We start from the raw sequence: 26024 nt of genomic DNA, 5'->3' as shown, positions 1-26024 counted from the left end.
TATCCCTCTTTATCCCCTCACCCACCAACAAAAGCGATCAAAACCACTCAAAACCCACCGCACATATATCAAAACCCCATCACAAACCCTTGTTTCGACTCACAAAAACAGAATCAAAACAGGAAACCGAGCAGAATCGGCAGCGCCAGCATCTAAAAATAAACCCCGCCAACATCTGTTAGCGGGGTTTTGTTCTCATAATGATTCCCGTGAAACACTTTACGCCTTCAATAACGCTTCCACGGCAGCGCCAATCGCCAGAATTTTACGATCAGAGCCATTGCGCCCGACCAACATCAAACCAGCCGGTCGTTCGGGCATCGGCATAGGGATCGATAATGCAGTCATCGCGAATTGATTCACGATCTGCGTGTTGCGTAAGTAAAGTGTTTCAAACCGGTCATATTCCGGTTCGTCATTCTCCACCTGAGCAATCGGCACTGCTTTAACCGGCGTTGTCGGCAATACCACAACATCAAAACCGGCCATCATCTCATCTGCTTGTTTGACCAGCTCTCCGCGGAATGCCAGCAATGCCTGATAATCCGAAGCCGGAATTTTCAAACGCTCACGCAGTGGTATGCTCACACGCTCATCAACCGGCATCGACAGATCGCTCAGCCACTCTTTATGTATATGTGCTGCTTCAATGCCGGTAAGCGATCCTTTGTTCGGACCTGTGCGCAGTGTATTAATAAGAGTGTCAAAACTGCACTCTATAAATACCGCACCGGCAGCCTCCAGTTTTTGTAACACGAACTGATAGGCCGCAGCCACATCCGCTTCCATATCCTGCAGCACAATGCCATGCGGGATGCCGACTTTGAGACCTGCGAGTTCGCTCTTCTCTAAAGGCAGCGGCGCTTCACCAGCCATAATCGCATCGGCATCCGCACAGGCAGCAACGGTTTTTGCCAGAGGGCCAACGGAATCGAGTGTCGGCGATAGCGGGAACGCACCTTCCAGCGAAACACGGCCATGTGTTGGTTTAAAGCCGACAACACCGTTGAGCGCCGCGGGAATGCGAACAGAACCACCGGTATCTGAACCAATTGCAATATCACATGTGCCTTCACCCGCACTGACAGCAGCTCCGGACGAAGAGCCGCCGGTCACCAGACTTGCATCATAGGCATTACCCGGCACCGGATAATGCGGATTAAGCCCCGTAGCGGTGAATGCAAATTCCGTCATATGCGTTTTTCCGATGATGATCGCACCGGCTTTACGCAGGCGATCGACAATCACCGCATCCTGATGTGCAGGCTCTGCGGACTTGCGGATAATTGAACCGGCAAGGTTAGGTTCGCCAGCAACGTCGAACAGGTCTTTGATCGAAACGATCTTACCGTCTAAGACCCCAAGGCTTTCACCCCTTGCTGCTCTTTGATCTGCCGCATCGGCCTCGGCGCGTGCCGTTTCCGGATAGAGTTTGACATAAACCGCTTCCGTGGCTTCGCGATCTTCAAGACGTTTTAAAATTGCATCCAGTCTTTGACGTGCCGACAATTCAGTGCCCTCAGTTTTCATTTCAGTCACGATATCACTCTTATTATATTAAAAGGCCACGAGCCGTGTCCGGTCATGGCCTTTTCTCTCATTATATACGGGCTCGTTTCAGTTCTTATCTTTGCGCGATAAACCGGACTTTATGTGTGTCTGCAACATTCAAAAGTTCAGTCATCGGCGGCACCGTATAAACATCGTGCTTACCGAACTCCCGCGGATAATAATCATAACCGGAAGGAGGCGGCGGTGCTTCATCCATGCCGCTGCGTTCTTCGCCGCGCACAATCGCAAACGGATCAGGAATCGCTCCCATCAGACGTCGCGTATAAGGATGTGTCGGATTAGCAAAAACATCCTGCCAAGGGCCTTGCTCAACCACCTGGCCGAAATACATCACGGCAACGCGGTCACTCATATGCTCAACCACACTCAGATCGTGACTGATCATTATATATGAGAGCTGCAACTCATCCTTCAGTTCCAGCAACAGATTGATGATCTGCGCACGGATAGACACGTCCAATGCTGAAACGGGTTCATCCAGCACCACGACTTTCGGATTGAGAACCAGCGCGCGGGCAATCCCGATACGCTGACGCTGGCCGCCGGAAAATTCATGCGGCAGGCGTTTGGCGTGTTCGGGTTTCAGGCCGACAAGCTTCATCGTGTTTTCAACACGGTCATTCAATTCCGATTTTGTCTTCACCCCTTGCAAGCGCAGGGGTGCGGCAAGCGATGTGTAAATCGTCTGGCGCGGATTGAGCGACGCATAAGGATCCTGAAAAACCATCTGCGCCATCTGTGCCCGCTCAAGACGGCTCGGACCTTTTTCGCCGGTGATCGGTTTGCCTTCATAATAAATAGCACCCGATGTCGGCTTTTGCAGTCCGAGTATTGCCAGCGCCAATGTGGATTTACCGCAACCGGATTCCCCCACGATGGAAAGGCACTCGCCTTTATGCAGATCCAGACTGAAATTATTGACCGCCCGCACTGCCTGTTTTGACTTGCGAAACAAACCGGCAGCGACAGGAAAATGAACATTGAGATTGTCAATCCGCAACAGCGGCGTGTTCTGATCACTCATGATGATAACACCTCACGAACCCGCGTTTAGAATCTTCACTCACATTCTGCATGCTGATATTTTGTTCAAGCTCAGTCTGTGACGGTACTTTCGTCAGGCAGATATCTGTCGCCCGTGTACAACGCGGCTGAAACCGGCATCCTTTCGGAAAGGCAGAAATTGATGGTACAACCCCTGCAATCTCCTGAAGCTTTTTGCGCTCCTCCGGTTTACGCTGCCCCAGTACCGGCAGCGAACTCAAAAGACCATGCGTATACGGATGTGCCGGATGGCCGAACAAATCCGCTACATTCTGCTCTTCCACCAGATGACCGGCATACATCACACCAACGCGCTTGCACATTTTGGCAATCACGCCGAGATCATGGCTGATCATCAATACGGACGTTCCGCGTGATGAGCATAGTTCCTGCATCAGTTTGAGAATTTCCGCCTGAACAGTCACATCAAGCGCAGTCGTCGGCTCATCCGCAATCAGCAAATCCGGATTACAGGCCAGCGCAATGGCAATCATCACGCGTTGACGCATACCGCCGGACATCTGATGCGGATAGTTTTTCACACGACTTTCCGGTGCAGGCACATGAACCTGTCCGAGTGCCGCAACGGCTTTCTTTTCCGCTTCATGCCATGTCGCGCCCTGATGAAGCACAAACATTTCCGCAATCTGCCGCCCCACTGTTGCCAGCGGGTTCAGCGCCGTCATCGGCTCCTGAAAAATCATCGCAATACGACTGCCGCGCAGTTTGCGCATCTCACGATTGCTCAGCTTACGCAGATCCTGTCCTTTGAACAGAATCTCACCGGAGCTGATCTCCAGTGGACGGTTCAACAGCCCCATAACCGACAAAGATGTGATGGATTTTCCGCAACCGGATTCCCCCACCAGACCAAAAGTCTCACCAGCACCGATTGAGAATGAGACATTCTCAACAATGTTAAAGCGTGTTTCGCCGGAGACCATATCAATATGGAGGTTTTTAAGTTCTAATAATGGTGCGTCATTAGAAATTTTGGTCATGTCTTGCGGCTCCTCATATGCGGATCCAGCACATCGCGTAAGCCGTCACCGAACAGGTTGAGCCCCAGAACTGTCAGGAAAATTGCAACCCCCGGGAAAATTGCTGCCCAAGGGGCAATAGCAATCAGCTCGCGTGCATCAGTCAGCATGCTACCCCAACTCGGGAATGGCGGACGAATGCCAAGGCCGAGATAAGAAAGCGCTGCTTCCGCCAGAATAGCATCGCCCATGCCGAGCGTGCCAATCACCAGAACCGGGCCGATCATATTCGGCAAAATCTGGGTGATCATAATGCGGATATCGCTATAGCCGAGTGTTTTCGCTGCCTGAACATAGCCCTGCTTCTTTAAAGACAAAGCGGATGAACGGGCAATACGGCAGGTCCACGACCAGTTGGTCAGACCGAGCGCAATCAGCAGACTGCCAAGACCAGGCCCGAGGATCGCCATAATCGCCAGTGCAAAAATCAGTGACGGGATCGACAGCATCAGATTGGTCAGACCGCAGACAAAATCATCCCAGCGTCCGCCGAAATAACCTGCGGAAATCCCCAAAGTCAGGCCGATGATCGTATTGATGATCTGCGAGACAATACCAACAGTCAGCGAAATACGGGCACCATAAAGCACGCGGCTGAAAACATCGCGCCCCTGTGCATCCGTGCCGAACCAGAAATCACCATCCGGCGGCAGTTCGGCATTGATCAGATCGGCATCAAGCACGGGATTATAATGCGCGAGAAGCGGTGCGAAAATGCCTGCGGCCAAAATAACCACACACAGCACTCCGCCAAATAACAGATTGAAACGTACTCTCATGGGGCTACTCGTGGCTGATGCGCGGATCAATCACCGCATAAAGAATATCGACAATCGTATTGATGATCAGAAACCACAAAACGATCATGAGGATAGCACCTTGCACTACCGGAATATCACGCATCGAAACACTATCCACCAACAGGGAACCAAGCCCCGGCCATGAGAATAGTTTTTCGATCACCACGGCCGCGCCCATCAGCGAGCCGAATTGCAGACCAACAGTGGTGATAATCAAAACCAGCGCATTGCGCACCAGATGCCATGTAACCAGACGATAGGCATTCATACCCTTGGAGCGTGCAGTCCGGATAAAATCCGCACCCATCACTTCGAGTACAGCCGCACGCGTGGTGCGTGCCAGCAAGGCCAGAGGTGCAACACTCAAAGTGACTGCCGGCAAAATAAGATTGCGGATACCACCGTCGCCATAGCCGAAGCTTGGTAACCAGCCCAAAGTCAGCGCGAAGAAATACATCAGCAGCAGACCAAGCCAGAACTGCGGCAGTGACAAGCCGGAAACGGCCCCGATCATCGTGAATGTATCTAATATACTGCCGGGCTTAAGCGCTGCGATAAAGCCGAGCGGCACACCGATCAGCACCGCGAGCGTCATCGCTGCGATAGCCAGTTTCATCGTCGGCCACATACGTTCCATCAGCACCTGCGTAACAGGCTGACGGGTTCGGAATGACTTACCCAGATCGAACTGCACCAGACTAACAACATATGACCCGAACCGTTCATAAACCGGTCTGTCGAGGCCAAATTCCTTGTTCATCTGCTCGGCAACTTTAGGATCATTACGTCCTTTACCGTCAGCAATCTGACTGGACGTAAAGCTGCCCGGAATAACACTGAAAATAACAAAAATGAGGAGAGACACCGCCAGAATGGTCGGAATCATCTGCAACACTCGCCTGATAACAAATCGAAGCAACCTGCGTGCTCCTTCCTACAGCATGTCGCGAAAAAGCGGGAACCGGCAACGACATGCGACGAAACAAAAATAAAGAGCCTATAGGGAAAACAAAAAACGCTTTCCGGTAAGAATCTGCTCTGAATACCGCAATAGAGCCGGAGAACGGATGAACCGCTCTCCGGTATGCCTCATATTTCAAGCATGTTGCGCTTAGCGACCAGCAGGTACGCTGTCGTCAACCCAAAGCTCTTCATAAGACTGAATGGCAAGCTCTGCAGAGTTAGGCTGCAAACCATGCAACCAAGGCTGATAGGCAATAACGGCCTTGTTGTAGTTGAAGAACCAATATGGTGCTTCATCCTGCAGGATATTATTCGCCTGACGCAGCAGGTCGTTGCGCTCATCTTCAGACGCGGTTTTCTGAGCTGCCTCATATAACTTGTCAAATTCAGCATTGTTGAATTTTGTATAGTTACAGGAAGACTGCGGTGTCTTGGAATAGAAGCACTGCAGCGCTGTCAGAGGATCCGGGCCGCTTTCCAGAGACCACATGAAGGACTGGAAGTTGCCGCTTGGCACATCTTCCGAAAGCACAGCTGATTCAACAGGCTTGGTTTTGAGCTTAATGCCGACTTTATCCAGCATCGGAATAATCGCTTCGGCAATTGTCAGACCCCAGCTTTCATTCTGCGTTGCAGTCAGCTCAAACTCGAAACCATCCGGATAACCGGCTTCAGCAAGCAGAGCTTTCGCCTTTTCTGGATCATATGGATATGGCTTGGCATCCTTGTCGAAAGCAGGTGACGACAATGGCAGCCAGCTGACAGCGCGGTAAGCTTTGTCTTTAGCCAGACGCTTGATGATCAGATCAGAGTCGATCGCATAGTTGATCGCCTGACGAACGCGCTTGTCCTGAAGCGGCTTCACATCGCGGTTGAAACCCATAACGCGGGTATAAACTTCCGCCACTTCCAGAATGTTTTTCGACAGTTCCGGATCAGCTTTATAGGTCACATATTGTGCAGGTCCGAGAACCGAAATATCCACTTCCTTATTGCGGAAAGCAACATCACGGGCTGCGGCTTCGCCCATCAGCATAATGTTGATTTTATCAGCATAAGGCTTGTCTTTAAGGTAGAATTTTTCCCATTTTTCAACGGTCAGGCGCGAGCCCGGAATATATTCAGCGAATTTGTAAGGTCCAAGACCAACCGGACGGCTCTTGAAGCTGTCTTTATCCGCTTCACCATCAGGATAAATCACTGTACTCGGCTGCATGAAAATAAAGCCCGGATCCAGTGCTTCATTCAATGTGACTTCGAGCGTGAAATCATCGACCTTCTTCAGGCCTTCGATTTCCTGAACCTTGCCTTCCGAATAAGCATCCGCACCTTTAATATTGCTGATATAGCGGGCACCGACATAGGCTTTGCCCGGTGTCATCGCACGCTTATAGCTGTAGATGATGTCATCAGCTTTCATCTGCTTGTCATTATGGAAAAATGCATCCTGACGCAGTTTGAAAGTATAGGTTAAACGATCAGCCGAAGCCGTCACTTCAGTCGCCAGATCAAGCTGCGGTTTGTTGGCAGTGCCATCCCATGCATAAAGACGGCGATGCAGCGCCTTGGTCGGAAACTCGTCCTGCGTTGCAGTGGTCGCCTGATTGTCCAGTGTACCGAAGCTTGAACCGTAAGGTGCAACGAAATTAATCGTGCCGCCTTTGCGCGGTTCTTGCGCCGATGCGTTCATCGCCACACCGGCCAGCAAAGATGCCGCCACTGTTGAGAGTAAGGCTAAGCGTTTAATCATTGAGAATATCCCCTCCTCAGAATTTATTTTATTCCGGCTGCGGTCTCCTAATCCCGCAGCCTTATTCTCTACTTTTGCCGCGTATCTTATCCGAAAACCGCTTCACACTTTTCGAGATACGCTCTAATTTGCCGCTGTTTCAGCGTGCAAACACAATCTCACCGCCGCGCAATGTCATAATGCACTGCGTATCGCTGAGAATTTCCTCCGGTGTCGCTTCCAGCATATTGCGCGAGAACACAGCAATATCTGCCACCTGACCGGCAATCAGCTTACCCTTCACAGTTTCCATTTTCTGCGAGAACGCGCCGTATTCCGTATAGACCTGCAAGGCTTCCTCGATGGAAACACGCTGATTTTCATCCATCACAGTGCCTTTCCACGTCTTGCGGGTCAGCATTGTATAAATGTTCGGGAATGGATTCGGATGACAAACAGGGCTGTCACTGCCGGTCGCCGGTTTAAAACCGAGATCACGCCATGTTTTCAGCGGATAGCTCGACCGTGCGCGTTCATCACCCAGCACAGAAATATAGGCATCACCGAAATCATAGATGAAGACCTGCTGCGGGCACGGATAAATACCAGCCTTAAGCATACGCTGATGCTGCGCATCGCTAGAGAAACCACAATGTTCAATCCGGTGACGACGGTCAGCATCCGGATAGGCAACCAGCGCCTTTTCATAGGCTGTGATCAGCTGTTCAATGGCCATATCGCCGATAGCATGGCAGGCCAGCTGATAGCCTTTGGCATGCGCATCCATAACCATTGCTTGCAAATCTTCATCGCTGAGAATTTGCACACCGATATTGTCCACATCATCGCCATGATAAGGCACGGACATCCATGCGGTTTTACCGCCTGCGGAGCCGTCAAGGAACAATTTTACAGCGCCGATTGTCAGCATATCATCGCCGACGCCGGAGACCAGACCGCTTTCATAGCATTGCGGCACCACCGATTTACCCGGATCTCCGAGCAGAACCAGCCATGTGCGTACCGGCAGGCGGTTATTAAGCTTGGCAATATTATAGGCGCGGATTTCTTTATAACCGGCGATCTGTCCGACCGCGGCATCCATGCAGGATGTGATACCATAAGACAGAAGCATATTGCCGCCGTCTTCAATGGCTTCAATAAGCTGCTCTTCGCTCGGCTCAGGAATAACAGCGCGCACCAGATCCTGTGCATTTTCTGCCATCATACCGGTCAGAATGCCGTTTTTCTTCTCAAGCAAACCGCCATCCGGCACCGGCGTATTTTCATCAACCCCTGCCAGCTTGAAAGCCAGTGAGTTTGCAATAGCCACATGGCCACAGGCGCGGGTCAGCAACACCGGATGATCGGGTGCTGCCTGATCCAGCTCTGATTTATGCGGGTGACGGCCGATATCCAGCTTGGTCTGGTCATAGCCGCGCGCCATAATCCACTCGCCTTTTGGCAGAGTTGCGGCTTTGGCGCGGATCGCTTCCTGCAAATCTGCCAGTGTCGGCAATATGGCAGGCGTTGCATCAATCCGCTTCAGCGAAAGTCCGGTTGAAATCAGATGCAGATGCGCGTCATTCAGGCCGGGAGTGGCAAATGCGCCTTTGAGATCAATGAGCTCTGTTGTTTCACCCTGAAACTGCAGAACGTCCTGTACTTTACCGCTGGCCAGCACTTTACCCTGCCAGAGTGCAAGAGCCTCTACAGTACCCTCTTCATAACCACACCAAATAGTGCCGTTGTGTAAGATTTTGTCGGCAATAATCATCCCGCTCGCGGCCATGATCGCCCTCCCCTTTCATGCTGCTGCAAACAAGGTGTGCATTCACTCTGACGCACTTTGTTATGCAGTATTATCGTCATTTCCCGTCATGCCGGTTCACCATCACCCTTCTGTGGGGCATATAGCTCCGGCATTTTTTACGCGTTTTCAGAAGCCTTTCATTATACGAAATGAAAAGCAAGCTGCGCATTTGTTAAAATTAGATGTTATTTTTACGTCATTTTGCGCAATAAAACTGCGTTTTGACGATTTTTAAGATTTGCCGGCGATACTATGCACAAGCCTCATGAGGCTATGCACAAATTCGATAGATATATCAGAGAATCTGCCTGCTTTGAAACGGGCAGATTCGTCTGCATTATGTCTATACGAGACTGGATTTCGCCATCTGATGGAAGAAGGAAGCACCACGCTCCAATATCTCATCATTGAAATTATAACGGCTGGTATGCAGGCCGCTGCTGTCGCCATTGCCAAGGAAAATATAAGCACCCGGCACAGCTTCAAGCAGGAAGGAGAAATCTTCACTGCCCATCATCGGCACATCAAGCTCTTCAAAGGCTTCCGCACCGAAGCCCGCAATTGCCACATCCCGTGCCAGTTCGTAGGCCTGCTTATTATTGATGGTTGCCGGATAGCCGACTGCCCAATCCAGCTGCACATCCGCCTGATAGCTTTTTGCCTGAAAACGGGCAATTTCTTCCACGCGCTCACGCAAGGCAATGCGCACAGACGGATCCATCGCCCGCATGGAAAGTTCCAGCACAGCCGTATCCGGAATAATATTGCAGGCAGAGCCGGACAGGAAAGAACCAACCGTCAGCACAGCAGGCTGATGCGGCGAAATATTACGGGAAACCAGCGTCTGCAATGCCATCACAATACTGGATGCCACGACAACCGGATCAACGGTCAGCTCCGGCATAGCGCCATGTCCGCCGCTGCCCTTCACAGTCAAAGTCAGCACATCAATGGATGCCGCCATTGCACCGGATTTGGCCGAAAACACACCCGTCGCCAGTCCCGGCATATTATGAATGGCGAAAACCTGCTCACAGGGAAAACGCTCAAACAGACCGTCTTCGATCATCATTTTGCCGCCGCCGAAATTCTCTTCCGCCGGTTGAAAAATCAGATGCACCGCACCGTTAAAACTCTGATCCTGCGACAAAGCATAGGCAGCTCCCAGCAGCATCGCCGTATGACCATCATGACCACAGGCATGCATCACACCGTCATGCTGGCTGGCATAAGGCAGACCCGTCTCCTCAAAAATCGGCAAAGCATCAAAATCCGCACGAAAGCCGATAGAGCGATTGCTGTCTCCGCGCTTCAGCGAGCCGACAACACCTGTTTGCCCCAGCCCGCGCGTTACCTCAAAACCCCATTTAGTCAGGTGCTGCGCAATGAATTCCGATGTCTTAAACTCTGACAATCCGATTTCCGGCATCGCATGCAGCTGATGCCGTATATTGATCAGCTCCGGTAAAAACCCGCTGAAATCAAACTTCCCCATAGTCTCACTCCCAATGCAAACTTAATTTGAATCCATCTGCAGAAACTGGCGCAGCCGTGGTGATTGCGGATTGCGCATCACCAGATCCGGCGCACCACGTTCTTCAACCTTCCCCTGATGAAGAAACAGAACTTCCGTAGAAATATCACGCGCCAGCGCCATTTCATGCGTTACCATCACCATTGTGCGGCCTTCATTTGCCAGCGTCTTAATCACCTGCAAAACTTCCTGCACCAATTCCGGATCCAGAGCCGAGGTCGGCTCATCAAACAGCATCACTTCCGGCTCCATCGCCAGAGCGCGGGCAATTGCTGCACGCTGCTGCTGCCCGCCGGAAAGCTGGCTCGGATAATGATCGCGTTTAGGTGAGATGCCGACCTTTTCCATCAGCGCCTCAGCCTGCTCAAGCGCCTGCGCCCGCGTGCGGCCAAGAACCTGAACCGGCCCTTCGATGATGTTTTCAATAATCGTTTTATGAGACCAGAGATTGAAATTCTGAAACACCATGCCAAGGCGCGAACGGATATGCTGCAACTGCCGCTTATCACTGGCAACCAGCTTTCCGTCTTTATCCTTTTTGGTGCGGATCAGTTCACCCGCCACGCTGATCTCACCGGAATCCGGTGTTTCCAGATAATTAATACAGCGCAGCAAAGTGCTCTTGCCTGAGCCGCTGCTGCCGATCAGGGAAATCACATCACCGCGCTTTGCTTCAAAGGATATGCCTTTCAGCACTTCCGCATTGCCGAAGCTTTTGTGAATATCAGAGACAGTCAGTGCCGTTTCACTCATCTGTTTTTCCTGTCAGAGCGCATCCCGCAAAGTGTGAAGCATTTCTTGAGTTTCATACCAAACCGGAAATGCTCTATCCATGCGGATTATAAGGTGTCAAATGGCGCTCAACGCGGTTCATGATCCGCGTCAGAATAAACACCACGACAAAGTAAATGATACCCGCTGCAATCAGCGGTTCAAAAATCATCAGAGACTGGCGCTGCAACATTCGTGTCGTGCCCATCAGTTCCATGATCGTGATGGTTGAAGCCAGCGATGTGGATTTCAAAATGATGATCAGATCACCGGTCAGAACCGGCAGACAATTGCGCAGCGCCTGCGGCAGCGTGATCCGGCGCAAAATTTGCCACGGCCGCATGCCGATAGAAAGTGCAGCCTCGATCTGACCTTTCGGCACGGCGGCAATTGCGCCCTTGATCACCACGGCATTATAGGCAGCCTGATTGAGGCTGAGTGCCACCACTGCATACCACAGGCCATCACGCAAATAAGGCCACAGAAAACTGTGCCGTACCCATGTGCCGGGCAGGATCTGCCCCAGCCCGTAGTAAATCAGATAGAGCTGCACCAGAAGCGGCGTACCACGGAAGAAAAAGGTGAACAGCTGTGAAGGCCAGACCAGCGCGCGCATTTGCGACAGCATTGCCAGCGCAATTGCGGTGCCCATTATCAGGCCGGCAACCGCTGCAATGGCCGTCAGCATCAGCGTTAGTGGCGTGGCTTTCAGTAATTGCGGCATGAAGCCGATAATATTAGTCAAAATATCCATCAGTGGTGCCCCCGGCTCAGGCTCTTTTCAAGCCGGTGGATCAGCACAACCGAAACCAGTGTTATCAGCAGGAACAATGCTGCCGTCAGCCCGTAGAACAGGATATATTGTTTAGTGCTGGCTGCAGCACGATAGCCAGTATAAAGCAGCTCGTGGAACGAGCCGAGCACACTGATAATCGCGCTTTCTTTCGTGATAGACAGCCAGAGATTACCCATACCCGGCACAGCATGGCGCAGCATTTGCGGCAGGATGATACGGGAGAAAATCTTAAACCGGCTCATACCGATAGCAATACCGGCCTCAATCTGCCCGCGCGGTACAGCAATAAAGGCCGCCCGCAGCACTTCCGTCATGAAAGCACCGCACACAAAGGCAAGTGCAATCACCGCCGCCCAAAACGGGCTGAATTCAAACCGTTCGCCGACCAGTCCGAAATGTTTGAGCGCACGCTCCATTCCGCTGGCGACAGAAAAATACAAAAGCAACACAACCAGCAGCTCCGGCAAGGAGCGTACGACTGTGGTGTAAAAATCCGCGCAAAATCGCAAATACCGATTGGAAGAGAGTTTAGCAGCAGCGCCGAGAAAGCCGAAGAATACGGCAACAATATAAGAAACCAATGAAATCTGCAGGGTCATCAGCAAGCCCCAGGCGAAATCATCCCCCCAGCCCTCACTACCCCAACTTAAATATTGCCAATAGGATTCCATTATTTCTTACCAAGCCAGCATGAAACTCACGCTGATACCGCAGCCCTCATGAAAAGACTGCCCTGTTTTCAAACAGACAGGGCAGTCAATCTTCTCAGGTTCTGACAGTTTATTTCTTTTCAAACAGCCACTTATCAACCAGTTTCTTGACTGTTCCGTCCGCTTCCAGTTCAGCAAGCGCCTTGTTGACCTTGCCCAGCATTTCAGCATCACCTTTACGCACCGCATAGGCAACACCTTCGCCCAGCACTTTGCTGGAAGGCACCGCGACTTTTTCTTCAAAGTCTGCGCCCTGCTCCGTTTTCAGAAATGCAGCAATATACAGGTCAGGGACCAGTACATAATCCACGCGACCGGCCACCAGATCCGCCACGGAATTATCCGCAGTGTCATAGCTCTTCATCTCAGCGCCTGGCAAATATTTGGCAACATAAGCCGACTGCACACTGGAGGTCTGAACGCCGATAATCTTGCCTTCCACGCTGGCCGGATCAATGATCTTACCCGAACCGTCTGCGGCATCAGCAAGACCAATCTTCGCATCATCCGCCTTGGCGCCGACAAAAGACGTGCCTTCGGTGTAGTAAGGCGTTGAGAAATCAACAACCTTCTGGCGCTCTTCATTCACTGAAAAAGCACCGATAATGAAATCGACCTTATTCTCCTGCAATGACGGGATCAGACCATCCCATGCCATGCTTTTGAACTCGCATTTCACATCAAGTTTAGCACAAACGGCACGGGACAGATCTGCTTCCAGACCTTCCCATTCACCGGCCGCATTCACCTGTGTGAAAGGCATATAGGGTTCAGGTGTCATCCCCAGACGAACTGAATTTTCTGCCGCAGCAAAACCGCAGGACAGTGCCAGAACAGCAGCACCTGCCAGCATTGATTTAAAAGTATTCATCCCAACCCCTCTTATTTTTTTGTATCAAACCAACGCAGCGACATGCAGGACAAGCCTGCATCAATCTTGCCGATTTCCGTGGTTTTCATCGGTACGACTTTATAGCCAAGCTTGTCGATCATCTCGATCGTGCGCGGATAGTCAGAGCCGACCATCACCACATCATTGACGCGCAGAGCATTCGCCGCAGCTTCTTCCCCCTCAGGAATAATCACCTGCTTGAAACCGTCAAACACACCGGAATTCGCCAGACGTGCGGTCGACAGCACTGTCTCATCATCGAGCAGCGAACAATCGGTTTTAAAATGCAGCACACCTTCCGGCGTATTCACGATCTCACCGCGATGGCCGAATTTTGCCAGCGCTGCGATCAGGGCTTCCGCACCATCGCGCGTTGTACGTGCCGACAGGCCGATCATCACGGATTTGGCCGTATTGAGCACATCACCGCCATCAGCGTAGCCTGTACCGTCCAGTTCCAGAACCGTATCGAACATTGCGCGCAATGTCGGTTCGATTTCCGGTGTTTCTTTCAGGCGGGTTGCAGCACCCGGACGCAGCAGAATAGCCCCTTCAGAATAGACCAGCGCCGGATCTTCAACAAAAATGGAGTCCGGAAATGCCTCCAGCGCAGGCAGCACTGTCACATCAACACCGGCAGCTTTCATCGCTTCGATATAAGCATCATGCTCAGCTTTCACGCCCTCATAGGTCGGATTTCCTCGGTCATCAGCGCGCAAACCATTGACCACACTAGGCGCAGGTGTGCGAACGATAATGGAATTGAACTGATAAACCGGACGGCTGAATGACATGATAAAACCTTCATAGCGGCAGAATACGGCTACCGCTCCGATAAACAAATGGCGGATGAAGCATTTTGCAGTGCGATGAAACCATTTAGCCTTGCACAATGCCGCACAAAGGGGTGAGAGCGGGTACTCTCACTCAATAAGCAGTTTTGAATAGGATAAGATCAGCATCCTGACAACAGGAAAGATCACCGCTGCTCACAGAGGTTGTAAAACGATATTCTGCCGGTGCAAAGCTTTTTTACAAAAGTTTTTATGTGATTTTATATTGCAGAGCGTTTGCTTTGCACTTGCCGGAATAGAAAGCCTCTCCTAAAGATTAAATATTGCGTCAAAAAGCTATAAAACCGGCAAGATGCAGATTTAATTTTATCTTCGCCTTCAGGGCAACGACAGCGGAGCAGAATGTGCGCTTTTCAATCAGTCTGATTTCTGTTGCCTTTTTAGTCCTGTCCGCATGTGCAGCCAAAGATGTCGGCCCGATCAACACACATGAAGCCAGCATACAGAGTAAAAGAACTGACTATATTGCCGGTCAGGGCAATGATGGTTCAACCGTTGTAGCGCTGGCCTTTTCCGGTGGTGGCACACGATCGGCAGCTTTTGCCTATGGGGTTCTGCAAGCGCTGGATGAAATCATTATTGATGAATATCCCTATAAGCGGCGGCTGATCGAAAATGTAAGACTGGTTTCCGGTGCCTCCGGCGGCGCCGTGGCTGCGGCCTATTACGGCATGACCGGCCCTGATCAGTATCGTGATTTTCGCGAGAAATTCCTCTACCGCAATGCGGAGGCGGGCTTACGCACCTCACTTCTGCCCCCTGAAAATATTGTCCGCACCCTCAGCGGCGGGTTGAATGACCGCAACGGACTTGCCCAGTGGCTGGACGCGAACCTGTTCCACGGAAAAACCTTTTCATCACTCCGGCGCAACGATGCGCCGACCGTCTGGATCACTGCATCCGATATTTATAACCGCACCCCGTTCCATTTTACCGATGACACATTTGATGCACTGTGCAGCGATCTCGATAAAGTCAAACTGGCCGATGCAGTCAGCGCTTCAGCAGCTGTTCCGGTGGCCTTTGCGCCGGTCGTGGTTTCCGCCATGCAGAAGCAATGCAATTATCAACCGCCGCAATGGCTGAAAGATACGCTGACCAATCCGGATGTTTCCCTCCGGCTTAATGCCTATGCCCGTAGTCTCTATGCCTATCGCAATGATCCGCAGCAAAAATACATTAAACTGCTGGATGGTGCGCTGACTGATAATATCGGCGTCACACCTTTTGCGCTGGTGCGTGCTGCAGCAAAAAATGCCCACGGACCGCTGTCTCCGGCTGAAGCCGTGAAACTGCGCAAACTGATCTTTATCGTTGCCGATGCCGGAACGGACGGGGAAGAGCCTTGGGTGAAAACGGTTCACGGTCCTGTGCTGACAGAGGTCGCCGCCGCAACGGCATATACCTCCATCTCCGCCTCCGTGCGGGATGGTTTTGACGCATTAAAATTTGCCACGACACAGTGGCAAAAAGATTTGATTGATTATCGCTGCTCTCTGCCCGCAGCAAAAGTCAAAGAATATCGAGGGACTTTGCAGGGCTGGAATTGCAGAGATGTATCTCTGGTGGTGGAAGCCGTCAGCTTCCGTGATTTTGATACTGCCACCCAAACCAGTCTCAACCGGATTCCCACACGCTTCAAACTACCCAAGCAACAGGTTGATCTGGCCATTGATTCCGGCCGCAAGGCTGTCATGCAGCATGCAAAAATTCAAAATGCTGTGCTGGATATTCAAAAATTTGCTAAAGTAAAAGCATCACAACAAGTATCACCGGTTAAAAGCAAACCCGTTGCACTGCCCGCTTTTCACTAAAAATCCGGCTTAAAGTCATGCAAGATCTTTTTTCAGACCTGATCCCTGTATTACCAGAGCGTGAAACTCTCGCAGACGGCGCACTGCTTCTGCGCGGTCAGGCACTTGGTTCAGAAAAAGAACTGATCGCAAGCCTGACAGAGATAACAATGCAAGCACCCTTCCGGCACATGACCACACCGGGTGGTTTTACCATGTCTGTTGCTATGAACAATTGCGGGCCTCTTGGCTGGGTCAGCGACCGCAGCGGCTACCGCTATAGCCCTGTTGATCCGCAAACCGGAAACAACTGGCCGGAAATGCCGGACTGTTTTTTGCAACTGGCGCAAAATGCCGCCGCAAAAGCCGGATATAAGAATTTTGTACCCGATGCCTGCCTCATCAACCGCTATGAGCCAAAAAACAAACTCTCATTGCATCAAGATAAGGATGAGAAAAGCCCGGAACATCCGATTGTCTCAGTCTCTCTGGGCTTACCCGCCACATTCCAGTTTGGCGGGTTGAAACGCACAGATCCAGTGCTCAAATATGCATTACATCATGGTGATGTCGTGGTCTGGGGCGGACCGTCGAGGTTGTATTATCACGGTATTACGCCACTGAAAGAAGGCGAACATCCGTTACTGGGCCGCTGCCGCATCAATCTGACCTTCAGAAAAGCGGCATAGTTTAAAAATAAGATTTGCGGTGCAGCGATCAAACTCACGCGATAATCTGTCTCCAGTCAACAGAAAGGCAGTTCCGTGAACAAACCCGCCAGCCTGAGCATAAAGACAATCAATGACGATCCGCGCTGGCAGGCCGTGCTGGAGCGCGATACGGATGCTGATGGCACTTTCGTTTATGCAATCAGCACCACCGGCATTTATTGCCGTCCGACCTGCCCGTCACGCAGACCGAAGCCTGAACACACCCGAATTTTCACCCATCCGCATCAGGCTGAAGCCGCAGGTTTTCGTCCCTGCCTGCGTTGCCTTCCGCAGCGCGAAGAAACATTACAACAACAGCAAATCCGCATTGTTGAAGATGCCTGCCGCCAGATACGCGAGAATGAAATCGCGCCGGATTTGAGCAAGCTGGCAGCACATGCCGGTTTCAGCATTTCGCATTTTCACAAGCTGTTTAAACAGATCACTGGTATTACACCGAAAAATTATGCCCAGTCACTGCGCATGCAAAAGCTGGAACAGGAACTGAATAAGAGCGAAACTTCAGTGACCGAAGCAATCTATAATTCAGGCTATAATGAGAGCAGTAATTTTTATGCTTCAAAAAACAGGCTTCTTGGGATGACACCATCTGCCTATAAAAAAGGAGGCGCCAACATCATGCTGAATTATGCAATTGCGCCCTGCTCACTCGGCAAAATACTGGTGGCCGCAACGTCCAAAGGCATCAGCTCGATTTTGCTCGGAGATGATACTGATATTCTGCTGGATGACCTGAAAAAGCGTTTTCCAAAGGCTGATATCTCTCAAGGCGGGACAGAGTTTGAAGCTACGCTGAACACCTGTCTGGAGTTTATTGATCAGCCGCAGCCGCAGTTCTCTCTGCCGCTGGATATTCACGGCACCGTTTTTCAGCAGAAAATCTGGCAAATTTTGCGCCAAATTCCACCCGGCCAAACTGTCAGCTATGCGGAACTTGCCCGTCTTGCCGGCATGCCAAAAGCCGCGCGTGCTGTTGCCGGCGCCTGCGCAGCAAACCCTGTTGCTGTTGTGGTGCCCTGCCATCGCGTTGTTCGCAATGACGGCGGGTTATCTGGTTACCGCTGGGGTGTGGAGCGTAAGCGCACATTGCTCAATAAAGAAAAAAGCAAGGCTCAAAACTAACGCTGCCATAATAAGAAAGAGTGTAACAGCCCAGAGGCTATTACACTCTCAAAGTCATTAATGCTGCGCAAATACGGAGCGTTCAGTTTTGGAAAAACGGATGACCTGATAAGGCTCAGACATACCGCCCTGCTCCATTCCCGGTGAACCGGCAGGCATACCTGGAACAGCAAGACCGGACTTTTCTCCGCCCTCAGCCAACAACTTTGCAATATCCTGCGCAGGCACATGGCCTTCGATCACATGGCCGTCAATAATGGCTGTGTGGCAGGACTGAAGATCATCCGCAACGCCGTATTTGGCTTTGATCGGGTTCAGGTCTTCGATATTATGCTCTTTAATCTCAAAGCCCGCCGCCTTCATATGGTCGCCCCAGGCGCCGCAGCAACCGCAATAAGGCGACTTATAAAGTTCAACGACTTTATTCTGCTGCGCGGATGCAGTTGAGGCTCCGCCTGCGATCATGACTGCAAAAACACCGGCACCAGCAATTTGCATAAGTTTCATACAAAAAATCCTTTGTTGAACGAGAGAACCACCAAACTCATGTGCTGAATAACAACACACTGAAAACCGCAAACAGCGCCAAATGCAAGATACCCTGTATCGGCGATGTTTTCTGCCCGATGAAACTGAAACCGGTGAGAACAACCGTGAGCAAAAACAGCACTGTTTCAACGCCGGAAATACCCATGACGACCGTTTTATTCATCACCAGCCCGATAATCAGCACCGCAGGAACCGTCAGCCCCACAGTTGAGACAAAGGCACCGAGACACAGATTGATCGCACGCTGCATTTCATTATTCAGCGCCGCTTTAACAGCAGTAATCGACTCAGGCGTAAACACAATGATTGCAATCAACACACCGCCAAGTGCAACCGGCGCATTGACTGTTTGAATACCGTAATCAATCAGAATGGCCAGATCATGTGCCAGCAGAACAATCGGCAAAATCATAGCGATCAGAATAACCGAGCGGATGATAATGGCTCTCTTATCCAGAACCGACGATGTAACCTCATCCTGATGCAGTTCATCCTGAGCGCCAGCTGCAACTGTCATGCAACCTGAAACCGGCTGAATGAAAAGACGGCTATATCCGCCGATCTGCATCCAAAGAAACAAGCCGTAAACCGCAATCGTAACGATGGAAAATGCTACAGCCTGCACAAAACCGAACTCACCGGCACCGGAGACGTAGTTCGGCAAGACCAGTGCCAAACCTGTCAGCACAATGATCATCGACAGGTAAGTAACGGCCCCTTGCGCATTATATTCCTGCTCACCGTAGCGCAAACCGCCGAATAACAAGCAAAGTCCTGTTACCAGATTGAGAATGATCATCATCACGGAGAAAATAGCATCGCGCCCGATCGTCGGAAATTCACCGGGCCCCAGCAAAACCGAGGCAATCAGAATAACTTCGATTGAAACAATCGACAGCGTTAAAATGAGCGTACCGTAAGGCTCGCCCAGCTGATGCGCCAGATGGTCAGCCTCACCAACCACGCCGAAAGACGCCATGATGATGGTGGCGAACAAAACAACAAAACAAATAATCGCAATTGTATTGTCCAGCGGCTCACTCAGCCACTGCGCACCCCATAGTGAAAATATGCCGACCACAAGCCATGCGATTATCAGGCACACAATAGTTATTCGCGGGAATAGCGCGCGCAGTGATACAGGCTGGCTGCCTGCTTGCTTATTCATTTGTTTGGCTGGATTTGTCATCGGATGCCTGCTCTCTCCATCAATTAAACCGGATAGAGGGGCCGTCCCCGAATGGTGCGATGGCAGGTCGTCCTGCACTGTGGTCATATAATGATAACAGGCCGGTTTCGCAACCACCGGATCGGGCAAATCTCAAACTGGTAAATCTCAGGCAAAAAATTGTTCAGAATGAACCGGCCTTCAGCCATGTCTGCAAACGCCTGCGGGCATTGTCATAAGGCGATGAAGTATTGAACTGAACCATGCGCCCCATTGTCCATTTTGTATAGCAGAGCTCACCATACAGGGCTTCATTCGTCCGGCTCGCAATCAGAAGGATGATTTTTTCTTTTGCCTCGTGCAAGCGCAACACCAAGGCATCATAGCTCAGATCATCATAATCGCGGTAAAATTTCTGTGCCAGCTTCCCCAGTTCATTCCACTTGAAACCCGTCTCAGGAAAATCAATTTGCTCACCGGCGCGGTCTTTTTCCAGCCACTTGATCACAAGCTCATTCCAGCCGGTCAGATAGGCCAGCAGGTCTTTGACGCATATCTGCGTATTCTTCACATGGCCTTCAAGGCTTTTTTCTGCAGTTTTATCCGGCGGCACTTTTTGGACAACACGCATAAGCTTGTCAAAATTTGAGTGAATAGCATGAATCAGTTCACTTTTGCTTTGAGGAACAGCCATTCAAAACCTCTGTGAGAAACGCAATCGGCTCTGCAATCAAAAATCAGTATCAATATTCAATGCAAAGCTGCCTCAGACCGAAGGATCACACCATAATCCTTATGGTTTAGAAAACATCATTTTCAAATGACAGTTTAGATCAAACATAACCAAAACGTATATTTAAATTTAGCCCCAAAAATAAAACAACCAACAATATTATTAATCTTATCATCAATTTGCCATCATTCAAAAATCCGAAACTTACCTACAATCAATTTCAGCAAAGCAAATCGTGCTTTGTCAGTACATATCATCAAACAAACAATCAAAGCCACACAAAGCCGGGCGCTATCGCGCCCCGGAAAGGAGTTAGCTATGGCTAAACTGGGTATCCTATTGTGCGCTGGTCTGATTAGTATCACCGGCGGTAACGCATTGGCACAGTCATTTACAATGGACAACAATGCCAATTCCAACTCTCAATCAGGTGCAACTGCTATTGCAATTGGCAGTTCCAATACGTCACCAAATAAGATCCGAACCACGGTTCCCGCCATTTCTCCCGGACTTGTAGCAGCCGGTGTGCATTCATGCGCCGGCTCTGCAAGTGCCGGTATCGGTGCAACAGGCTGGGGTTTTGGTATCGGTTCCACATATGAAATGAAAGAATGTAACCGGCGTGCCTATGCCTCAGCTTTGGCGGGTTTAGGTCACCGTGGTGCAGCTCTTGATCTGGTCTGCCTCAACAAGGAAGTCCGTGCCTCACTCAATGCGACAGGTGTTGTCTGCCCTTCGCAAGGTACGGCCGCGCGGCAGGTCTCATATCGCAGCGTACCGTCATCTGTGGCTACCGCCTCAGTTGCCCCGGCTCCACGGGTACAGAGAGTATCTGCCCCCGCTCCGGCCAACAACAAACGCACCTACTCTGCAAAAGCCCTTGGCCTTTCCAGCAGTGATCTGGAAGCCAAAGGATGCACTTTGCGTAACGATGCGCAAAGAGGCCGGGCTTGGTTCTGCCCGCCTCCGGTGATGTGAGCGCATAGTCCGAGTATGAAAATCATCCACATGACAACAGCTGTCACCATTCGTGGATATAGCCTTCTGCCCATGGTTTCCGTCTTAAAACCAGCCATGGGCAGCGGGGTATATCGTCGGATATATCTGGCAACCGGGAGAGTTGCCATAACAGTTGGAGGATATAACAATGAAACGAATTCTTGCTTTTTCAGCAGTAGCAGCTCTGGCTCTCGCAGGAGCCCTGCCTGCAACCGCACAAACCGTTGAATGGGGCGGCGGCTTCGCCGGTCAGACTATGGGTACCTCCGGAGTCAGCGGCGGCGGCATCTTCGGAGCCGGCTCCTCAGCTCAGGGCTATGGCACAACCAATGGCTGGGCCACCACAACCGGTATCGGCGGCGGCGTCGTTGTACCTGGCTTTGGTATCGGTGCTTCCGGGTCGCTCTACAGCTCTGGTATTTCCGGACAGTCAGGTGCCGTTGCTAATTCGGGCACAGGGTTTCTCGGTGGAACGTCCGCAGCCAGCGCAACCGGTGGTGCAATGGGCTCAGCCTCAGGCTTTGTCAGCATCAATCCCTAATTATCAATGGATAGCGTATTTTCTTGATGCTACCGGCAATGGCAATCGCCGGCATCCGGAAACGTACTCTACGCCCCCACAGGGTAAAATAACGGGAAGTTTTTACTTCTTCCGTTTCGAAAAGAATGAGAGTCCGAATCAATAGGATACCCGCTCTCATTCTGTAGGAGTGGACTGGATCCACTCCTACACTAAAAGAGAAAAGGGTGCGGGTAAGACAAAATAATCAAAATACATTTTGGTATAAATTATTTAATTTATACGCGACTTCAGTTCTGTTCGTAGCACCAAATTTTTTCATAATATTGTGCATATGAACTTTTACCGTTGCTTCACTCATATTCAGCTCATAGGCGATAACTTTGTTCGCCTTGCCCTGCCGCAACAAGTGAATGACCTGAATCTCGCGGGACGTAAACAACCCGCTTAATTCATGCCCGTCAGTTCGTTTCGCTTGTGATTTTTCAGTAATGCTGGTGGCCGGAATATATATACCCCCCGCCATTGCCAGATGAACCGCTTCAACACAAACCCTGATGCCGACTGAAGTCGGAATATATCCCCGTGCTCCGAGCTCTATTGCACAGACAACCTGTGCCCATTCTTCGCATTCGGATAATAAAATAACCGGCACCGGATCCCAATCAGCTTTAATTGCTTTAATTTCCGCACATACATCGGGATCAGTTACTCTTTTTGCGCCGATATGCAGTAATAAAACTGCGGCATTAATACCGGCACAATCAATATCGCTGTGCTCCACAGTCTCATAACACACAACCGGTAATCTGAGACCTGTGTTCAATAAACCGTTATAAAGACATTCACGGTCGAGATTGCTTTTGCAAATAAGTACAAGACGTTTCTCCAGACTTTCTTCTGTGATCATCATCTTGTACTCCCCTGCACCTTCGGAAGCTGCCCTGTACTGCATCCCCCGCTCCTCCCTTACTCTGTGCCTTCTTTTAAAACTCAGCTTATATTTGCTTTTGATAGGCACTAAAAAATATGCAGCTGTTAGTGACGCTGCCTTGGTTGCTTAAACAAATCTAATTCTGATGGTTTGAATTATTGCTATTATAGAATAAGGTTGTCCTTAACCTATGTTAGCAATAATAAATTTTATAAATATACGCGTCGAATTTTAATTACGCAAATAGGACTAGGCACTACATCTTTTGATCTAAAGCACGTCACGAAAAGTCCGCGCAACTTTTCGGCTACAGTATATGCAAAACAAAAATAAGACGCAGTATTTTCTTCAGCTGAGTGTAAAGCGCTCCATTAACGGGGGGAGGAGGATGCATAATAAGTCGAAAAATATGAATGGCACAATCAGCGCCCTGATCGAACTTCTCGTCTCGCCGCCTATTTCAGCAGAGTTTCAAACTATTGAACTCAAAGCACTTTCCGGGTTGCAGGTTGAAGAGCGCCAGTTTCAGACAGATAGTACCATTATAAGTCAGGGAGAACGTATACGCAGTATTCATCTGGTTCAGAGCGGATGGGGATGCGTCTATCGTGACTTGTCTAACGGAGAGCGTCAGGTGCTGGACTTTCCGATGCGGAGTGATTTTGTCGGACTGAGAACTGCAGCCGGCCGAAGCTATAATACAATCGCAGCAATTACCCCGATGACAGTTTTTGAAATCCCGCTGAGTTCTCTTGCCCATGCAATCAATCACGCCCCGAAACTCAGCTTTGTTCTGATCGAACTTTTTGCACGGCAACGCTCATTATTAATTGAGCATCTGACCAATATCGGGTGTAGAAGCGCTCTTGTCCGCACTGCTCACCTCTTACTGGAACTTGGAGACAGAGCCAAAGCCTGCGGTATGGGAGAAGAAACCGGTTTTTTTTGCCCGATTACGCAATATCAGCTAGCGGATGCATTGGGACTAACCCCCATCCATATGAACCGTATGTTACGCGAGTTAAGAATAGAAGGCTTGCTGACTTTCAAAAACAGCAGGGTCGAATATTTAAACCGCAAAGGCTTGGTCTATCTTGCTGAATATGACGGTGAGTTTATGAATATGTCTGTCTTTGACAGGACGATCCCGCCGCAGGATATGAAACCAATACAATGAATAACAGCAGAGCATTTTCAGAGTTTTATTTGGAGCCGGAAATGCTCAAATGAAATGAGATTGGCCGGTTTTACCGGCCAATCTGTTTTTATCACAATGAAGACTTACACAGTATCCCGGCGTCCGATGCCCAGAAGCTGATACAGTACGAGTGCAGCAAGCGTAGATGTACCGATACCACCCAAAGCAAAATCACCGATCGTCACTGTAAAATCACCGGCACCGAAAATCAGCGCAACACCAACAGTGAAAAGATTGCGCGGATCAGCAAAGTCGACTTTGTTGACAACCCAAATTCTTGCCATCGCGGAAGCAATCAGACCAAAAACCGACACTGCCAGACCGGCCAGCACAGGCGCCGGGATAGTCTGAAGAATAGCGCCGAACTTTGGTGAAAGGCTCAACGCCAGCGCAACCACAGCGGCAATAACAAAGACCAGAGTTGAATAAACTTTTGTCATTGCCATAACGCCGATATTTTCGGCATAGGTCGTCACACCGGTACCACCACCGGAACCGGAAACCATTGTCGCCAGACCATCAGCAAAAAAACCTCTGCCGATATAGCGATCCATGTTTTGACCGGTAATTGAGCCGAGTGCTTTGATATGGCCGAGATTTTCTGCAACCAGAACGATAGCAACCGGAGCAATCAAAGTAATCGCCGGCCAGCTGAATTCCGGCTTCACGAAATGCGGCAGACCAAACCATGCAGCGGCACCCACAGCATCAAAATTAATGCCCGGAACCATTCCTGCACCGTTACCGAAAATCAGAACAAGCAGATAGCCAAATACGAGTGCAATCAAAACCGCAACACGGCGTGTGGCACGCGGACCATATGCAGATACTACCGCCATACATAAAACTGTAAGCAACGCGATAAGTATATGCGCGTGCGTACCTTTAAGCTGACTAACCGCAACAGGAGCAAGATTCAGACCGATTGCAACACCAATGGCACCAGTAACAGCGGGCGGCATAAGTTTTTCTACCCAGCCAGTCCCTACGCCCATAACGATCAAACCAATAATGGCATAGAGAGCACCACAGGCAATGATCCCCCCAAGTGCAACGCCAATATTGGCATTAGCACCGCTGCCACTGTAACCAGTTGCAGCAATGACCACCGCGATAAACGCAAAAGATGAGCCCAGATAGCTTGGTACACGACCACCGGTAATTAAAAAGAACAGTAAAGTTCCAATACCGGAAAAGAATACAGCAACATTGGGATCAAAACCCATAATCAATGGTGCAACAATTGTAGAACCGGACATTGCAAGCAGATGCTGGATGCCCATCGGCACAGCAGCAGAAGCTGGCAATCGTTCATCAGGTAATACAGTGGTATTATTCGTCAAACGCCAGGTTGGAAAATAAGCCATATTGTCCCCTTACATAATATGCTGATTTTTCTTTAGCTATTTGTCAGAAAAATTTCCACGATGCTCGATGTACAGAATTGAATTTTATGTCGTTATTACATCGAAAAGCACAGGTTTTATGCATGTGCATGGCATGGTGAATCTGCCAGTTGAGAAAGCAGTATGCTCATATAGGGACAAGAATTAATAATAGTAAAGTTTATTGTTTAGTCAAAAACATGAGGAAACACCTCTCAATATCAGAGATGTTCATTACCATCGAATAAAGATCATTATGACGAGGGTATTCTCTTTACTACATATCCCTCACACCTAATGACGAATGTAATGTTCTTCTGATATTGGTGCGGATGTTATCCGCAGTTAAAGCCCGCCAGTTTGCGAGTTATGAA

The 26024-nt window shown here is 50.1% G+C and carries 25 protein-coding genes; 7 read left to right on the top strand and 18 right to left on the bottom strand.

Annotated features, from left to right (window positions below):
* The coding region (locus P8H26_RS17145; protein ID WP_289634334.1) for a hypothetical protein at nt 1-182 on the top strand (182 nt) is incomplete at its 5' end.
* Nucleotides 183-219: 37 nt separating this feature from the next.
* Here P8H26_RS17145 and P8H26_RS17140 read toward each other — a convergent pair.
* The 13 genes from P8H26_RS17140 to P8H26_RS17080 all read right to left on the bottom strand — a co-directional run bounded on the left by P8H26_RS17140 (nt 220) and on the right by P8H26_RS17080 (nt 14458).
* Nucleotides 220-1530, bottom strand: a complete 1311-nt coding sequence (locus P8H26_RS17140; protein ID WP_289634336.1) for an amidase — start codon at nt 1528-1530, stop codon at nt 220-222.
* A gap of 94 nt (nt 1531-1624) precedes the next feature.
* Complete coding sequence (locus P8H26_RS17135; RefSeq protein ID WP_289634333.1) at nt 1625-2596, bottom strand: ABC transporter ATP-binding protein; 972 nt, start codon at nt 2594-2596, stop codon at nt 1625-1627.
* The gene (locus P8H26_RS17130) at nt 2589-3617 is read right to left on the bottom strand and encodes an ABC transporter ATP-binding protein (RefSeq protein ID WP_289634332.1); all 1029 of its coding nucleotides are present in this window, start codon (nt 3615-3617) and stop codon (nt 2589-2591) included. The genes P8H26_RS17135 and P8H26_RS17130 overlap by 8 nt, the downstream gene beginning before the upstream one ends.
* Nucleotides 3614-4435: an ABC transporter permease gene (locus P8H26_RS17125; protein ID WP_289634331.1), complete on the bottom strand. Its 822-nt coding sequence runs from the start codon at nt 4433-4435 to the stop codon at nt 3614-3616. Before P8H26_RS17125 ends, P8H26_RS17130 begins: the two co-directional genes overlap by 4 nt.
* Before the next feature lie 4 nt (nt 4436-4439).
* The gene (locus tag P8H26_RS17120) at nt 4440-5375 is read right to left on the bottom strand and encodes an ABC transporter permease (protein WP_289634330.1); all 936 of its coding nucleotides are present in this window, start codon (nt 5373-5375) and stop codon (nt 4440-4442) included.
* Nucleotides 5376-5567: 192 nt separating this feature from the next.
* Nucleotides 5568-7169, bottom strand: a complete 1602-nt coding sequence (locus tag P8H26_RS17115) for an ABC transporter substrate-binding protein (protein WP_289634329.1) — start codon at nt 7167-7169, stop codon at nt 5568-5570.
* Nucleotides 7170-7308: 139 nt separating this feature from the next.
* Complete coding sequence (locus tag P8H26_RS17110) at nt 7309-8940, bottom strand: amidohydrolase (protein WP_289634328.1); 1632 nt, start codon at nt 8938-8940, stop codon at nt 7309-7311.
* 364 nt (nt 8941-9304) lie between these two features.
* Complete coding sequence (locus P8H26_RS17105) at nt 9305-10456, bottom strand: M20 aminoacylase family protein (RefSeq protein WP_289634327.1); 1152 nt, start codon at nt 10454-10456, stop codon at nt 9305-9307.
* 21 nt (nt 10457-10477) lie between these two features.
* On the bottom strand, nt 10478-11248 hold the full coding sequence (locus tag P8H26_RS17100) for an ABC transporter ATP-binding protein (RefSeq protein ID WP_289634326.1): 771 nt from the start codon (nt 11246-11248) through the stop codon (nt 10478-10480).
* 73 nt (nt 11249-11321) lie between these two features.
* On the bottom strand, nt 11322-12020 hold the full coding sequence (locus tag P8H26_RS17095) for an ABC transporter permease (protein ID WP_289634325.1): 699 nt from the start codon (nt 12018-12020) through the stop codon (nt 11322-11324).
* Nucleotides 12020-12733: an ABC transporter permease gene (locus P8H26_RS17090; protein WP_289634324.1), complete on the bottom strand. Its 714-nt coding sequence runs from the start codon at nt 12731-12733 to the stop codon at nt 12020-12022. The genes P8H26_RS17095 and P8H26_RS17090 overlap by 1 nt, the downstream gene beginning before the upstream one ends.
* A gap of 109 nt (nt 12734-12842) precedes the next feature.
* Nucleotides 12843-13643 (bottom strand): transporter substrate-binding domain-containing protein, encoded by an 801-nt coding sequence (locus P8H26_RS17085; protein ID WP_289634323.1) that lies wholly within the window; start codon nt 13641-13643, stop codon nt 12843-12845.
* Between the two features lie 11 nt (nt 13644-13654).
* Nucleotides 13655-14458 (bottom strand): dimethylarginine dimethylaminohydrolase family protein, encoded by an 804-nt coding sequence (locus P8H26_RS17080; RefSeq protein WP_289634322.1) that lies wholly within the window; start codon nt 14456-14458, stop codon nt 13655-13657.
* Nucleotides 14459-14862: 404 nt separating this feature from the next.
* Between P8H26_RS17080 and P8H26_RS17075 the strand changes: the two genes are divergently transcribed.
* From P8H26_RS17075 to ada, 3 genes are all read left to right on the top strand, one after another.
* Nucleotides 14863-16332 (top strand): patatin-like phospholipase family protein, encoded by a 1470-nt coding sequence (locus P8H26_RS17075; protein ID WP_289634321.1) that lies wholly within the window; start codon nt 14863-14865, stop codon nt 16330-16332.
* Between the two features lie 17 nt (nt 16333-16349).
* Nucleotides 16350-17000: a DNA oxidative demethylase AlkB gene (gene alkB, locus P8H26_RS17070; RefSeq protein WP_289634320.1), complete on the top strand. Its 651-nt coding sequence runs from the start codon at nt 16350-16352 to the stop codon at nt 16998-17000.
* A 75-nt stretch (nt 17001-17075) separates the two neighbouring features.
* Entirely contained in the window at nt 17076-18164 is a 1089-nt protein-coding gene (ada, locus tag P8H26_RS17065) for a bifunctional DNA-binding transcriptional regulator/O6-methylguanine-DNA methyltransferase Ada (RefSeq protein ID WP_289634319.1), read from the top strand.
* A 57-nt stretch (nt 18165-18221) separates the two neighbouring features.
* On the opposite strand, the gene P8H26_RS17060 is transcribed toward ada, so the two are convergent.
* From P8H26_RS17060 to P8H26_RS17050, 3 genes are all read right to left on the bottom strand, one after another.
* Complete coding sequence (locus tag P8H26_RS17060; protein WP_289634318.1) at nt 18222-18671, bottom strand: DUF411 domain-containing protein; 450 nt, start codon at nt 18669-18671, stop codon at nt 18222-18224.
* A 37-nt stretch (nt 18672-18708) separates the two neighbouring features.
* Complete coding sequence (locus tag P8H26_RS17055; protein ID WP_289634317.1) at nt 18709-19881, bottom strand: calcium:proton antiporter; 1173 nt, start codon at nt 19879-19881, stop codon at nt 18709-18711.
* 184 nt (nt 19882-20065) lie between these two features.
* Nucleotides 20066-20575, bottom strand: a complete 510-nt coding sequence (locus P8H26_RS17050) for a ClbS/DfsB family four-helix bundle protein (RefSeq protein WP_289634316.1) — start codon at nt 20573-20575, stop codon at nt 20066-20068.
* Between the two features lie 357 nt (nt 20576-20932).
* Here P8H26_RS17050 and P8H26_RS17045 point away from each other — a divergent pair, with 357 nt between their 5' ends.
* Complete coding sequence (locus tag P8H26_RS17045) at nt 20933-21592, top strand: hypothetical protein (RefSeq protein WP_289634315.1); 660 nt, start codon at nt 20933-20935, stop codon at nt 21590-21592.
* Nucleotides 21593-21761: 169 nt separating this feature from the next.
* A complete protein-coding gene (locus P8H26_RS17040; protein ID WP_289634314.1) occupies nt 21762-22154 on the top strand; it encodes a hypothetical protein in 393 nt (130 codons plus the stop codon).
* A gap of 226 nt (nt 22155-22380) precedes the next feature.
* Here the strand turns inward: P8H26_RS17040 and P8H26_RS17035 are convergent, their stop codons facing one another.
* Entirely contained in the window at nt 22381-23046 is a 666-nt protein-coding gene (locus P8H26_RS17035; protein ID WP_289634313.1) for a response regulator transcription factor, read from the bottom strand.
* A gap of 430 nt (nt 23047-23476) precedes the next feature.
* On the opposite strand from P8H26_RS17035, the gene P8H26_RS17030 reads away from it, so the two are divergent.
* The gene (locus P8H26_RS17030) at nt 23477-24244 is read left to right on the top strand and encodes a Crp/Fnr family transcriptional regulator (protein ID WP_374708323.1); all 768 of its coding nucleotides are present in this window, start codon (nt 23477-23479) and stop codon (nt 24242-24244) included.
* 104 nt (nt 24245-24348) lie between these two features.
* Here the strand turns inward: P8H26_RS17030 and P8H26_RS17025 are convergent, their stop codons facing one another.
* Nucleotides 24349-25632, bottom strand: coding sequence for a solute carrier family 23 protein (locus P8H26_RS17025; RefSeq protein ID WP_289634312.1), 1284 nt, complete (start codon nt 25630-25632; stop codon nt 24349-24351).
* Between the last annotated feature and the right edge of the window lie 392 nt (nt 25633-26024).

This window comes from Pseudochrobactrum sp. sp1633 (assembly GCF_030376605.1).
Lineage (GTDB): Bacteria > Pseudomonadota > Alphaproteobacteria > Rhizobiales > Rhizobiaceae > Pseudochrobactrum.
Note: the sequence above shows the minus strand (reverse complement) of the source record. Positions and strands in the feature narration are given on the sequence as shown.